The sequence below is a fragment of the Streptomyces sp. ATexAB-D23 genome (genome assembly GCF_000373645.1).
Taxonomy (GTDB): Bacteria; Actinomycetota; Actinomycetes; order Streptomycetales; family Streptomycetaceae; genus Streptomyces; species Streptomyces castrisilvae.
The window spans coordinates 294,615-307,701 of sequence record NZ_KB892057.1 but is presented as its reverse complement, the minus strand read 5'-3'; the positions used below and the strand labels follow the sequence as shown (position 1 = coordinate 307,701).

At 72.2% G+C, this 13,087-nt stretch carries 15 protein-coding genes; 6 read left to right on the top strand and 9 right to left on the bottom strand.

The annotated features are described in order from the left end of the window. Window positions 1–229 precede the first annotated feature (229 nt). The 3 genes from B082_RS0131165 to B082_RS0131155 all read left to right on the top strand — a co-directional run bounded on the left by B082_RS0131165 (window position 230) and on the right by B082_RS0131155 (window position 2,693). Window positions 230–1,045: an NAD-dependent epimerase/dehydratase family protein gene (locus tag B082_RS0131165; RefSeq protein ID WP_018555717.1), complete on the top strand. Its 816-nt coding sequence runs from the start codon at window positions 230–232 to the stop codon at window positions 1,043–1,045. 53 nt (window positions 1,046–1,098) lie between these two features. Then, the gene (locus tag B082_RS0131160) at window positions 1,099–1,317 is read left to right on the top strand and encodes a hypothetical protein (protein WP_018555716.1); all 219 of its coding nucleotides are present in this window, start codon (window positions 1,099–1,101) and stop codon (window positions 1,315–1,317) included. Between the two features lie 110 nt (window positions 1,318–1,427). Then, complete coding sequence (locus tag B082_RS0131155) at window positions 1,428–2,693, top strand: TerD family protein (protein WP_018555715.1); 1,266 nt, start codon at window positions 1,428–1,430, stop codon at window positions 2,691–2,693. Window positions 2,694–2,793: 100 nt separating this feature from the next. Here B082_RS0131155 and B082_RS37060 read toward each other — a convergent pair whose 3' ends face one another. From B082_RS37060 to B082_RS0131140, 3 genes are all read right to left on the bottom strand, one after another. Beyond that, window positions 2,794–3,024 (bottom strand): hypothetical protein, encoded by a 231-nt coding sequence (locus B082_RS37060; protein WP_037711258.1) that lies wholly within the window; start codon window positions 3,022–3,024, stop codon window positions 2,794–2,796. Between the two features lie 164 nt (window positions 3,025–3,188). Further along, entirely contained in the window at window positions 3,189–4,679 is a 1,491-nt protein-coding gene (locus tag B082_RS0131145) for an alkaline phosphatase PhoX (protein ID WP_018555714.1), read from the bottom strand. A 179-nt stretch (window positions 4,680–4,858) separates the two neighbouring features. Continuing rightward, window positions 4,859–6,340, bottom strand: a complete 1,482-nt coding sequence (locus B082_RS0131140) for a hypothetical protein (protein ID WP_018555713.1) — start codon at window positions 6,338–6,340, stop codon at window positions 4,859–4,861. A gap of 301 nt (window positions 6,341–6,641) precedes the next feature. Between B082_RS0131140 and dapA the strand changes: the two genes are divergently transcribed. After that, on the top strand, window positions 6,642–7,544 hold the full coding sequence (gene dapA / locus B082_RS0131135; RefSeq protein WP_018555712.1) for a 4-hydroxy-tetrahydrodipicolinate synthase: 903 nt from the start codon (window positions 6,642–6,644) through the stop codon (window positions 7,542–7,544). Between the two features lie 25 nt (window positions 7,545–7,569). On the opposite strand, the gene dapD is transcribed toward dapA, so the two are convergent. Further along, window positions 7,570–8,559 (bottom strand): 2,3,4,5-tetrahydropyridine-2,6-dicarboxylate N-succinyltransferase, encoded by a 990-nt coding sequence (gene dapD, locus B082_RS0131130; protein ID WP_018555711.1) that lies wholly within the window; start codon window positions 8,557–8,559, stop codon window positions 7,570–7,572. Window positions 8,560–8,756: 197 nt separating this feature from the next. Between dapD and B082_RS0131125 the strand changes: the two genes are divergently transcribed. Then, entirely contained in the window at window positions 8,757–9,647 is an 891-nt protein-coding gene (locus B082_RS0131125; RefSeq protein ID WP_018555710.1) for a winged helix-turn-helix transcriptional regulator, read from the top strand. Window positions 9,648–9,684: 37 nt separating this feature from the next. Here the strand turns inward: B082_RS0131125 and B082_RS0131120 are convergent, their stop codons facing one another. After that, window positions 9,685–10,221: a TetR/AcrR family transcriptional regulator gene (locus B082_RS0131120; RefSeq protein ID WP_018555709.1), complete on the bottom strand. Its 537-nt coding sequence runs from the start codon at window positions 10,219–10,221 to the stop codon at window positions 9,685–9,687. Beyond that, entirely contained in the window at window positions 10,221–10,541 is a 321-nt protein-coding gene (locus tag B082_RS0131115; RefSeq protein WP_018555708.1) for a DMT family transporter, read from the bottom strand. Before B082_RS0131115 ends, B082_RS0131120 begins: the two co-directional genes overlap by 1 nt. A 207-nt stretch (window positions 10,542–10,748) precedes the next feature. On the opposite strand from B082_RS0131115, the gene B082_RS0131110 reads away from it, so the two are divergent. Continuing rightward, a complete protein-coding gene (locus tag B082_RS0131110; protein WP_051094719.1) occupies window positions 10,749–11,768 on the top strand; it encodes a hypothetical protein in 1,020 nt (339 codons plus the stop codon). Between the two features lie 22 nt (window positions 11,769–11,790). Here the strand turns inward: B082_RS0131110 and B082_RS0131105 are convergent, their stop codons facing one another. From B082_RS0131105 to sufU, 3 genes are all read right to left on the bottom strand, one after another. Continuing rightward, the gene (locus B082_RS0131105; RefSeq protein ID WP_018555706.1) at window positions 11,791–12,156 is read right to left on the bottom strand and encodes a VOC family protein; all 366 of its coding nucleotides are present in this window, start codon (window positions 12,154–12,156) and stop codon (window positions 11,791–11,793) included. Between the two features lie 122 nt (window positions 12,157–12,278). Continuing rightward, window positions 12,279–12,617 carry a metal-sulfur cluster assembly factor gene (locus tag B082_RS0131100; protein ID WP_018518837.1) on the bottom strand — a complete coding sequence of 113 codons (339 nt, stop codon included), beginning with the start codon at window positions 12,615–12,617 and terminating at the stop codon, window positions 12,279–12,281. After that, the gene (gene sufU, locus B082_RS0131095; RefSeq protein ID WP_026250374.1) at window positions 12,614–13,069 is read right to left on the bottom strand and encodes a Fe-S cluster assembly sulfur transfer protein SufU; all 456 of its coding nucleotides are present in this window, start codon (window positions 13,067–13,069) and stop codon (window positions 12,614–12,616) included. The genes B082_RS0131100 and sufU overlap by 4 nt, the downstream gene beginning before the upstream one ends. Between the last annotated feature and the right edge of the window lie 18 nt (window positions 13,070–13,087).

Below are 13,087 nucleotides of genomic sequence, written 5' to 3'. Positions count from 1 at the left end.
CGTCGTCGGGTGAACACGCCATTTTTGAGGAGTCTGCCCGGAGGGACCCCACCCCCACCCACCGGACGGTGGGCGACCCGCACCCCACGGACGACGACGCCACCAAGCCCGTCCGGCGATTGAGGACGGAACCCCGCACCCCTCACCCCTCACCCCCACACCTTGACCCCCGCACCCCCACCCCATACCTTGTCCACGCATGTGAACCTGATCCAAGAGGAGACCCCGCATGCCCGCCCCCACCCCCCGCACCGTCCTGCTCACCGGCGCCGCAGGCGGCCTCGGCACGCTGATGCGTGAGCTGCTGCCCGCCCACGGCTACACGCTGCGCCTGTTCGACATGGTGCCGATCGAGGGCGAGCCGGACGCGATCACCGCCGACCTGGGCGACAAGGACGCGCTGCGCGAGGCCGTGCGGGGGGTCGACGCGATCATCCACCTCGCGGGCATCTCCCTGGAAGCCCCGTTCGAGAAGATCCTCAGGGCGAACATCGAGGGCACGTACAACCTGTACGAGGCCGCGCGAGCGGCCCACGTGCCGCGGATCGTGTTCGCCTCGTCCAACCACGCCATCGGCTTCACACCGCGCCCGCGGGCGGGCGACCCGCTGATCCCGGTGGACACGCCGCGCCGCCCGGACACGTTCTACGGCCTGTCGAAGTCGTTCGGCGAGGACCTCGCCCAGCTGTACTGGGACCGGCACGGCCTGGAGACGGTGTCCATCCGCATCGGCTCCTGCTTCCCGGAGCCGACGTCGGTGCGGATGCTGTCGGTGTGGATGAGCCCCGCCGACGGCGCCCGCCTGTTCGACGCCGCGCTCACCGCGGAAGGCGTCGGGCACACGGTCGTGAACGGCTCGTCGGACAACACCCGGCTGTGGTGGGACCTGACGTCCGCGCGGGCGCTGGGTTACGAGCCGCAGGACGACTCGGAGCCGTACGCGGCGAAGCTCGTCGCGGAGCAGGGCGAGCTGGACCCGGAGAACCCGGACCACGCCCACCTCGGGGGCCACTTCTGCACGAACCCGCCGATCTGGCCGCACTGAGCACGGAAAAAATATCCGCGCCCGGGAGCGCGCCCGGCAGGCATGATGCGGTCATGGCGAAACCTTCGGGATTCCGGTACGAGCAGCACGGCGACGCGAGCGTCACCATCACCCACCACGGCCGCCCGGCCGGCACCCTGCGCGGCGGCCGGGCGGAGAAGTTCCTGGCGGAGGTGGAGTCGGGTGACGCCCAGCTGGTGATGGCCCGCTGGACGGGGGCGTACAAGCACGGGAACGAGCGGACCGCGCGCAACCACCCCAGAAACAGATGATATGAGCTGACAAAGCGACTCGGAACCGACGTCGCGTCCGGACGGGCGAACCCAGCAAAAGGTAAGGGAACGGCAAAGCCGGGTCGTTCGTTCACCCGGGCATGACCGCTATGACACCTGGCTCGAACCTCCCGCTCCCCGCCGTCCGCGTGGCGGTCGACGTCTCCGCGCCGGTCAGGCTCGACGTGTCGGGCCTGCTGCTCACCGCCGACGGCAAGGTGCGCTCCGACGACGACTTCATCTTCTACAACCAGCCCTCGGGCCCCGGTGTGACCTACCGCTCCGGCGGCGGCAGCGCGCCGGACGCCATCGTGGTGGACACCGCCGCCGTGCCCGCCGGCATCGAGAAGATCGTGGTCACGGCGAGCCCGGACGGGGCCGGTCAGACCTTCCAGGGCATCGAGCCGACCGCCACCGCGCGCAACGCGGACGACGGCAGCGTGCTCGCCTCGTTCACCCCGCCCCAGCTGGGTTCCGAGACCGCGCTCGTGGTCATGGAGGTCTACCGGCGCGGTGGCGCGTGGAAGGTCCGCGCGGTCGGCCAGGGTTACGCGAACGGGCTGGCGGGCATCGCCACCGACTTCGGCGTCACGGTCGACGAGGAACCCGCCACCACACCCGCCACCACACCCGCCGCGGCGACCCCCGCGACCCCCGCGGCCCCCGCGGCCCCGGCCACCGCGCCGCCCCCGCCCCCCGCCGCCCGGGTGGACCCGCGCATCGCGCCCCCGGCCCCGACCGCCCCGACCGCCCCCACGGCGCCCCCGGCGCCGCCCGCGCCGCCCGCGTCGGCACCCGGCCGGATCAGCCTCGACAAGGGCCGGGTCAGCCTGCGGAAGAACGAGACGGTGTCGCTGGTCAAGGGCGGGAAGCCGCTGCTGTCCCGGGTCAAGATGGGCCTCGGCTGGGAGCCCGCTTACCGCGGCAAGGACATCGACCTGGACGCCTCGGTCATCGCGTACGGGCCCCAGCGCAACCACCTGGACAGCTGCTACTTCGGCAAGCTGTCGATCCTCGACGGCGCGGTCAAGCACTCCGGGGACAACCTCACGGGCGAGGGCGAGGGGGACGACGAGGTGATCGTCGTGGACCTGGGCCGGATTCCCCCGGAGGTGACCGGCCTGGTGTTCACGGTCAACTCGTTCACGGGCCAGAAGTTCACCGAGGTGGCCAAGGCCTACTGCCGGCTGGTCGACGCGGCGACGGACGAGGAGCTGGTCCGCTTCGACCTGACGGGGGCCGAGCCGCAGACGGGCGTGATGATGGCCAAGCTGATCAGGCAGTTCACCGGGGAGTGGGAGATGACCGCGGTGGGCGACTTCGTGAAGTCGCGCACGGTGCGCGGCATGGTCAAGCCCGCCGCCCAGGCCCTGTAGGGGCCGTGAACGTCTTCAGGGGCCGCCCGCACGGTCGGCGGGGGCCCCTGAGGACGGTCGGCGGAACGGAGAAGGAGGAGGCGTGTGCTCGTCGCTTCTCTCAGAGCTTGGTCAGCTTGGAGTAGGGGCTCAGGATCCTGCCCTGGCGCCCCGAGAAGTCGATGAGTACCGCGTCGTTGTCGCCCTCGACCGCGAGTACGCGTCCGAGGCCGAACTGGTCGTGCGAAACCCTGTCGCCCACATCGAACAATTCGACCGGTGGGGCCGCCTGGGCCGGGCGGTTGAAGGGACTGGAAGGCAGGTGGCGCCGGGAGCCGGCTGACTGTTTCATTACCTTGAGTATGCGCCTCGGGAACGCCCGGCGCCATGCCCTGCCACCTCTGGGGCCCCAACTGATACCGGATTTGTAATCAGCGATTCCGCTACGGTCCCACCCCTCCGGCCCCCTCCGGAAGCGCTTCCGCCCAAGCCCCGCCGGGCCACAGCCCCCTGCCGTCAGCGGTTCGGCTGCCGCTTCCACGGACCGGTGATGGCGACCATGATCCCCGGCGTCTGGATGTTGGCGTACAGCGTTTTGCCGTCCGGCGAGAACGTGACACCGGTGAATTCGCTGTACTCCGGCTCCGCCTCGGTGCCCAGGTTCAGCTCATTGCGCGCGATCGGGTAGGTGCGGCCGCTCTCGGTCGCCCCGAAGAGGTGCTGGACGCCCTCGCCGTCCTCGGCGATGACCAGGCCCCCGTAGGGCGAGACGGTGATGTTGTCCGGGCCGTCGAAGGCGCCGTCCTCGGAGGGGTCGGCGTTGACGCCGAGGAGCACCTTGAGGGTCAGCGTGCGGCGCTTCGGGTCGTAGAACCAGACCTGGCCGTCGTGCTGGACGGGGCTCTCGTCCCGGGCGAACGAGGAGACGATGTACGCACCGCCGTCGCCCCACCACATGCCTTCCAGCTTGCGGGCGCGGGTGATCTCCTGGTCGCCGAACTGCTTGCGCACGGGCACGGTCCCGGCATCGCGGTCGGGGACGTCGACCCAGTCCACGCCGTACACGGTGCCGATCCTCGTGGCCCGGGAGAGGTCGTCGACGAATGCGCCGCTCCGGTCGAAGCACTTGGTGGCCTGGAGCACCCCGGCGTCGTCGGCGAGGGTGCGCAGCTTGCCGCGGCCGTGCCGGAAGCCGTGCGGCGGGACCCAGCGGTAGAGCAGCCCGTTGGGGCCTGCCGCGTCCTCGGTGAGGTAGGCGTGGCCCTGCCTGGGGTCGATGACGACCGCCTCGTGCGCGTACCGGCCGAAGGCCTTGACGGGGCGCGGGGAGCGGTTGGCGCGCCTGTCGGACGGGTCGACCTCGAAGACGTAGCCGTGGTCCTTGAGCAGGCCGTTGGTGCCGGCCCTGTCCTCGGTCTCCTCGCAGGTGAGCCAGGTGCCCCACGGGGTGGTGCCGCCGGCGCAGTTGGTGGAGGTGCCGGCGATGCCGACCCACTCGGCGGTGCGGCCGTCGCGGCGGGTCTCCACGACGGTGCAGCCGCCGGCCGCGACCGGGTCGTAGACGAGGCCCTCGGTGAGCGGCACCGGGTGTTCCCAGTCGGCGCGGGTGCCGCTCAGCTCGTGGTTGTTCACCAGCAGCGTCACACCGCGCGCGCCCTCGAAGGCGGCCGTGCCGTCGTGGTTGGAGGGGGTGTACTCACCGCTCTCCAGCCGGGTGACACCGCAGTGCGTGATGATCCTGTACGAGAAGCCGGCGGGCAGCGCGAGTATGCCCTTCGGGTCGGGGCGCAGCGCGCCGTACCCGGGTTCCTGCCCGTGACCGTCGTGGCCGTGGCCGTGCCCGCCGTGGCCGTGCCCGTCGTGACCGTGCCCGTCGTGGCCGTGTCCGGTGTCCCCGGCGGCGAGGGCGCCGGGCGCGGTGGCCAGCGCGGCGACGGTTCCGGTGAGGGCGATGCCGGCACCCGTGAGGGCGGACTGCCTGGTGAATTGCCTGCGCGTGAAGGCCATCAGGTACTCCTGGTGCTGCGGGGGCGTGTTGTTGACGGGCCCACCGTTGCGGCCATGCCCCAACACCAGTTGAACCGGTGGCGACGTCGGGGTGGCCCTTTCGGGGAGCATCGACAGCGGGAGGGCGGCCCGTATCCGGCCGCCCTCCCGTCACACCTCCCGGCCCCTCACAGGCCGGTTCAGTCGGCCGAGCCGCCCCGCGAGCGCGCCTTGAACGCGGCCTTACGGGCGTCCTTGGCCTGCTTCTTGTCGCTGTGCAGCCGTCCCATCGCCTCCAGCACGTCCGCCGTCGCCGGGTGGTCGACCCGCCAGGCCTCCTCGAAGAAGCCGCTGTGCTGGCCGGAGAGGCCCTCGACCAGGCCCTGGAGTTCATCCAGGTCGCCGTCCGCCTCCAGCTGGGCGGCGATCGTGTCGATGGCGAGCCAGAAGATCATCGTCTCGGAGGGCGCGGGGACGTCGGCCGCGCCGCGTTCCGCGAGCCAGACCCGGGCCAGGCCGCCGAGTTCCGGGTCGCCGAGCACCGCGCGTACGGCGGGTTCCGCCTCGGCGCCGACCAGGGCGAGCGCCTGCTGGCAGTGCAGCCGCCGCAGCGGGGCCAGGGCGTCCGTGCCCCGTGCGGCGTCCAGGAGTTCGGCGGCGGCGCCGTCGGAGCCGCGCCGGGTGAGCCACAGCTGGATCTCGGCGCGGGCGGCCGCCTCCGGGTAGTAGGCGATGCCGCCGAGGAGCGCGTCGGCGCCCTTGTCCGCGAGGTCCCCGATCGCCGGGGCCTCCACCCCGGCCTCCAGCATGCGGGCGCGGATGCCGTAGATGCCCAGCGGTGTCAGCCTCACCATCCCGTACCGGGTGACGTCCTCGTCGTCGGCGGGGGACGCGGCCTCCTCGCCCTCCTCCACGAGCAACGCCTCGTCCACCGGGTGGTATTCGACGATGCCGATGGGTTCGAGGACCCGGAACTGGTCGTCCAGGCGCATCATCGCGTCCGAGACCTGCTCCAGGATGTCGTCGGTGGGCTCGCCCATGTCGTCGGGGACGATCATCGAGGCGGCGAGCGCGGGCAGCGGCACGGGCGGACCGTCCGGGCCCTCGCCGACCGTGAGCAGGTAGAGGTTGCCGAGGACCCCGTCGAGGAAGTCCGCCTCGGTCTCCGGGTCCCAGTCCAGGGCGTCGAAGTCGATCGAACCGTCCTCGCCGACGAGGTCCGCGAAGTCGTCGAAGACGGGCGCGGTGGCGTCGGCGTGCGCGGCCTCCAGGCCGTCGAGCCAGATCGCCAGGACGTCGGCCGGTGAACCGCCGGTCAGCAGCGCGAGGTTCTCGCCCGCGGTGGCGGTCCCCCACACGTCCTCGCCCTCGGCGTCCTCGTCCGGGTCGTCCCGCTCCGCGGAGGGGTCCTCGATCTCGACGAGCCCGGTGTCGACGGCGAGCCGCCACGCCTCGCTGGCCTCCGCCATGCCGTCGTCGTCGGGCGTGAGGCCGAGGTGCTCGGCGGCGGCGGACAGTTGCACGTCGGCGAGTTCGCCGCCGGCACCGACCTTGGTGTCCGGGCCGGCCCAGCGGGCGATCCGTGCGGCGCGGGCGAGCAGCGGCGAGGCAAGCGCGTCCCGTGCCAGCTCCGCCTCGGTGAGCAGCGGGGCCGGTGGCATGGTCGGGCGCTCTGCGGACATCAGGGTGTCTCCTCGGAACATGGGGGCGTTGGGAGCGCCGGGATGCGGCACCGGGTGCGTACGGGGCCGGGCGGCTCATGCTGCGTTCCGCGGGGCCGGCCGCCCCGCCCGGAGCTGTCGCACGGCGGGCGGAACGCGCGGAACACCCCCTAAGCGTAGACGCATTTCGTCGCGTGCCGACCGGAATGCGGTGACAGCCGAGCGAGGGCGCGGGACCGACGTTCACTCTTGAGTGTTACTTCACCTTCACCCGCAGCAGAACTAAGTGGACCTTCACGGTCAGGCGACCGAGACTGCGGATATGACGCCTTCCACGCCTTCCACGCCCGCGCGCCCGCGCCCCTTCGGCCGCGCCCTCTGCGCCATGATCACGCCTTTCACCTCCGATGGGGCGCTCGACCCGGACGCGGCGGCCGCGCACGCCGCCGCACTGGTCGCGGGCGGCTGCGACGGGCTGGTGCTCAGCGGCACCACCGGGGAGTCACCGACCACCTCCGACGCGGAGAAGGCGACGCTGCTGCGAGTGGTCCGGGAGGCGGTCGGCCCGGATGTGCCGCTGGTCGCGGGCGTCGGCACCTCGGACACCCGGCACACCGTGGAGCTGTCCCGGCAGGCCGAACGGGCGGGCGCCGACGGACTCCTCGTGGTGACCCCGTACTACAGCAGGCCCCCGCAGGCCGCCGTGGAGGCGCACTTCCGCAGGGTCGCTGACGCGGCGGGCCTGCCCGTGATGCTGTACGACATCCCGGGCCGCACGGGCACCCGCATCGAGACCGGGACCATGCTGCGGCTGGCGGAGCACCCGCGCATCGTGGCGGTGAAGGACTGCTCGCAGGATCTGCTCGGGGCGACGCGGGTGATCGCCGCGGGCGGGCTCGCGTACTACTCGGGCTGCGAGGAGCTGAATCTGCCGCTGTACGCGGTGGGCGGCGCGGGTTACGTCAGCACGGTCGCCAATGTGGTGCCCGGCCGGATGCGGGCCGTGCTGGACGCCTTCGACGCCGGGGACACGGCCGGGGCCGCCCGGCTGAACGGCCGGCTGGCCCCGCTCACCGCGCTGATGATGGCGTCCGGACTGCCGGGCACGGTCACGGCGAAGACGCTGCTGGCCGCGGGCCCGGTCCGCGAACCGCTGCAGCCCGCCGGGCGCGAGGCGTCCGACGGGCTGCGCGAGGCGTACGAGGAACTCCTCGCCGCCGCTTAGGGCCTGTCCACGGCCCGGACAGGCCCTAGTTGTGGCTGTGCAGGACGTCGTTGAGGCCGTCCCAGACCGCGTTGTTCGGGCGGGCCTCGACGGTCCCGGTCACCGAGTTGCGGCGGAAGAGGATGTTCGAGGCTCCGGAGAGTTCGCGGGCCTTGACGACCTGGCCGTCGGGCAGGGTGACCCGGGTACCGGCGGTGACGTACAGACCGGCCTCCACGACGCACTCGTCACCGAGCGCGATGCCGACCCCGGCCTCCGCGCCGACGAGGCAGCGCTCGCCGATCACGATGCGCTCCTTGCCGCCGCCGGAGAGCGTGCCCATGGTGGAGGCGCCGCCACCGATGTCCGAACCGTCACCGACGACGACACCGGCCGAGATCCGGCCCTCGACCATGGACGTGCCCAGCGTGCCGGCGTTGAAGTTGACGAAGCCCTCGTGCATCACGGTCGTGCCCGAGGCGAGGTGCGCGCCGAGCCGCACCCGGTCGGCGTCGGCGATCCGTACGCCCTTGGGCGCCACGTAGTCCGTCATGCGCGGGAACTTGTCGACGGAGGTGACCTGGAGGTGCAGACCGTCGGCGCGGGCGTTGAGCCGCACCTTCTCCAGGTCGTCCACGGCGACCGGGCCGAGCGAGGTCCAGGCCACGTTGGCGAGGAAGCCGAAGATGCCGTCGAGGTTCTGCCCGTGCGGCTGGACCAGGCGGTGCGAGAGCAGGTGCAGGCGCAGGTAGACGTCGTGGGCGTCCAGCGGCTTGTCGTCCAGCGAGGCGATGACCGTGCGGACGGCGACGACCTCGACCCCGCGGCGGGCGTCCACGCCGATGGCCTTGGCGGCGCCCTCGCCGAGCAGGTTGACGGCCAGGTCGGGAGTGAGCCGCTCCGTTCCGGCCGGGCCGGGCTCGGCGGAGAGCTCGGGCGCGGGGAACCAGGTGTCGAGGACGGAACCGTCGCCGGCGATGGTGGCGAGGCCGGCGGCGACCGCGCCGGTGGTACGGGTGGAAGTCGTGTCGGTCATGACCAGAAACCTAACCGGCCGGGGGCCGCGCGGGCCAACCGGTCTCAGCGTCCGGGCGTCGCGTCGCCGGGCCACCACCCCCTCCACACGGCCTCCCCGCCAGTTCCCTTTGGGAACCCACTGTGGCAGCATGCTTTCCGCAGGTCATCGCGGCCGGACGGATGGAAGCGGCCGCTCCGCACGACCGAGGAGTCCTCGTGCCCCAGCGCATCAGCCAGGCCGACGCCGACTGCGCGATCGCCCAGGCGCTCGACGTGGTCGGGGACTGGTGGACCCTGCTGATCGTGCGGGACGCGGCACGCGGGGTACACCGCTTCGACGCGCTCCAGCGGGAGCTGGGCGTGTCCCGCAAGGTCCTCGCGGAACGGCTGCGGCTGCTGGTCGAAGCGGAGGTGCTCACCCGGGAGCCGTACCAGGAACGGCCGGCGCGGTACGAGTACCGGCTGACCCCGCGCGGCCGCGCCCTGCTGCCGGTACTGATCGCGCTCCAGGACTGGGGCGACGCCTGGGTGAGGGGAGACGGAGAGACCATGGCGACCACCGAGGAGTCCTCGCGGGAGGCCGCACGGGTGCACGCCCTGCTGGGCACCCGGGTGCCGGAGCTGACCCTGCCCCGGAACACCGGCGGCCGGCAGGACCCGGTGGCCGCGACCCCGTACACCGTCCTGTACTTCTTCCCCGGGGCCTATGCCCGCCAGGAGTCCTATCCGCCGGGCTGGGCGGAGATCCCCGGCGCCCGGGGCTGCACGCTCGAATCCTGCACCTACCGCGACCGGCTCGCCGAGTTCACCGCGGCGGGCGCGACCGTGCACGGCGTCTCGGCCCAGCGCCCGGACGAACAGCTGGCGTTCGCCGAGGCGGAGGGGCTGCGCTTCCCGCTCCTGTCGGACGCGGACCTGGAACTGACCGCCGCGCTGCGCCTGCCGACGTTCCGCGCGGGCGGGGTCAGCAGGCCCAAGCGGCTGACCCTGGTGGTGGACCGCGACCGCACGGTCCACGAGGTGCTGTACCCGGTCACGGACATCGAGGACAGCGTGCGGGCGGCCCTGACGGCGGTCAGGAGCGCGGGGGTCACGGACACCCCGTGAAGGGGCGGCCCTCCTGGCCCCGCTCTCCCAGGTCCGCTCAGCGCGCGATCCGGCCCAGCATCTCCCGCGCGTACGCCTCGTCGTACGCGCCTCCGGTGAGCAGCACCTGGAGGCAGATGCCGTCCATCAGGGCGACCAGGGCCCGCGCGGTGGCCGGGCCGGTGCGCGGCTGGAGCAGGGCGGCGGTGGCGTCGGTCCACTCGGCGGCGACCGGCCGCAGCGCGGGTCTGCGCAGGGCGGCGAGGTAGAGCTCGTACTCCAGCTCCGCCCGGCCCCGGCCCGCGGCGAAGAACTGGCCGAGCAGGCGGGCGAGTTCGGCCGCGAGGTCGGCGGCCGGGTCGGCGAGGGCACGGCTCTCGCGCATGACGGCGGCGAAGTTCTCGTTGGACCTGCGCAGCGCGGCGATCAGCAGCTCGTCGAGCGAGGCGAAGTGGTACGTGGTCGAGCCGAGCGGCACATCGGCCTCCGCGGCGACCGAGCGGTGGCTGAGCCCGGCGATGCCCCGCTCGCCGACCACCCGGATCGCCGCGTCGATGATCCGGCCGCGCCGCTCGGGGTCGTACCGCCGTGCCATCAGTGCGCCCCGCCCAGGTTGAGCACCACCACACCGGCGATGACGAGCAGGATGCCGGCCGCCTTGACCGGTCCCGCGGACTCCCCCAGGAACACCATCCCTATGAGGGCGACGGCGGCGGTTCCGACACCGGCCCAGATCGCGTAGGCGGTCCCCACCGACAGCGTCTTGAGCGTCTGGGCGAGCAGCGAGAAGGCCAGCAGATAGCCGGCGACGGTGATCAGCGAGGGCCAGAGCCGGGTGAATCCCTCGCTGTACTTCATGGCGGTGGTCCCCGCCACCTCGGCGGCGATGGCCGCGGCGAGCAGTCCGTATCCCATGTGTACGAGTGTACGCAACGACTGCCCGCGTACGGGCCGGGGTCGGCGGCGGGGCGGGACGCTACCGTGGTTCGTCCAGTACATGATCGACGGACCGACGGAGCAGCAGTGGCGCAGGACGCAGGGTGGGGCGGCGGGGCCTATGGAGGCGCGCCGTACGGGGGACCGTCCGGGGCTCCCGGGTGGGGTGGCTGGGGCGGTGGCTGGATGCCGCCGAAGCCGGGGGTGATACCGCTGGGGCCTTTGCGGCTGGGAGACATATTCAGCGGGGCCTTCTCCACGCTGGGCCGCTACGGCAAGCAGCTGATCGCCGTGGGCGCGGCCCTCTACGGAGGGGCGCTGCTCGTGGTGGGCGCGGCGGTCGCCATCGCGTACTCGGCCGTCGCGGACCATCTGGACCGGCTGTTCGCGCTGACCGCCGACGAGGACCCCGCCGGGCGGGACCTGACTCCGGTGCTCGTGGCCTTCGGTGTGGTCTGGCTGCTGGCGATGCTCTCGATGGTGGTGGCCACGGCCGTGGTCTACGCGGCGGTGCCGGTGGTCCTCCAGGAAGCGGTGCTGGGCCGGCCGACCACGTTCTCCGCGGTCTGGCGGCGGGCCTGGGCGCGGGTGCCGGCGGTGATCGGCGCGGTCCTGCTTACCGGGCTGATCACGTTCGTTCCGATGCTGCTCGCCATGGGCGCCCTCATCGCCTGCATCATCGGCGCGGTCACCATGGACAACGGCGGGGGCTCGGCGGCCCTGGTCGTGGTGGGCGTGATCTGCTTCCTGGCCTGCATCCCGCTGACCGTGTGGATCTGGGTGAAGTACTCCCTGGCCCCTTCGGCCGCCGTCTTCGAGGACCAGGGACCGGTCGCCTCGATGCGCCGCTCGGCCACGCTGATGCGCGGCAGCTGGTGGCGGGTCTTCGGGATGACGATGCTGGCGGGGCTCCTCGCGAGTGTCGTGAGCTACGTGATCCAGCTGCCGTTCACCTTCCTCGGCATGTTCAGCGGCATGCTGGGTTCCGCCAACCTGAGCGACGACCCGAACCCGACGGCGGTCATCGCCGCGATGAGCGGGTACCTGGTGCTCGCGGGGCTCGGGCAGCTGGTGAGCCAGCTCGTCGTGGCGGTGTTCCCGCCGCTGGTGACGGGGCTGCTCTACGTCGACCGCCGCATCCGCACCGAGAACCTCGCCCCGGTGCTCGCCGAGGCCGCCGCCGTACCGCCGCAGTACACGGCGTAGCGGCCCCGGCCGGCCTCCCGGCTCAGTCGGTGAGCGTCTTCTTCGGGCGCAGTACGCAGAATTCGTTGCCCTCGGGGTCGGTCAGCACCACCCAGGTCGCCTCGGATGTCTGGCCGACGTCGGCGCGCCGGGCACCGAGCCCGATGACGCGCTCGACCTCGGCGGCCTGGTCGTCCGGGGTGAGGTCGATGTGCAGCCGGTTCTTGACCTCCTTGCCCTCGGGCACGGGCAGGAAGCAGATGCCGGGCAGGGCGGACTCGTCGGCGCCGATGACGATCTCGTCCTCGTCCTGGAAGAGCACCTGCCAGTCCAGGACGGCGCACCAGAACCGGGCCTGGGCGGGCAGGTCGTGCGCGTCGACGGCGAGTTGATAGAAGCGGAGGGCCATGCCCCCCAGTCTGCGTCCGCCCGCCCCGTACGCACAACGTGGGCCCGCCGCGTACGGGAACGGCGAACGGCCCCGGCACAGGTGCCGGGGCCGTTCCCACGCGTACGCCGGTACGCGTGTGCTCAGACGTTGAAGCCCAGCGCGCGCAGCTGCTCGCGGCCGTCGTCCGTGATCTTGTCGGGGCCCCACGGCGGCATCCAGACCCAGTTGATCCGGAGTTCGTTGACGATGCCGTCCGTCGCGGAGCGCGCCTGGTCCTCGATGACGTCGGTCAGCGGACAGGCCGCGGACGTCAGGGTCATGTCGAGGGTGGCGATGTTGGCGTCGTCGATGTGGATGCCGTAGATCAGCCCCAGGTTGACGACGTCGATGCCCAGCTCGGGGTCGACCACGTCGTACAGCGCCTCGCGGACCTCCTCCTCGGAAGCCGGCTTGGTGGTCACGGTCTCGTTGTCGCTCATGCGGTCTTCCCTTCGGACAGCACCTTCGCCGTCGCGTCCTTCCACGCCATCCAGCTCAACAGCGCGCACTTGACCCGGGCCGGGTACTTGGAGACACCGGCGAACGCGACCGCGTCCTCCAGCACCTCCTCCATCGCCTCGTCGGGCTCCAGCTGCCCCTTCGACTGCATCAGCTCCAGGAACGCGGCCTGGATCTTCTGCGCCTCGCCCAGCTCCTTGCCGACCAGCAGCTCGTTCAGTACGGAGGCGCTGGCCTGGCTGATGGAGCAGCCCTGGCCCTCGTAGCTCACATCGGCGATGGTCTCGCCGTCGTACCGCACCCGCAACGTGATCTCGTCACCGCACGTCGGATTGACGTGATGCACCTCGGCGTCGCCGTCCCGCAGGCCGCGCCCGTGGGGGTGCTTGTAGTGGTCCAGGATCACTTCCTGGTACATGGAATCAAGCTTCACGAGTCAATCCCCAGCCGC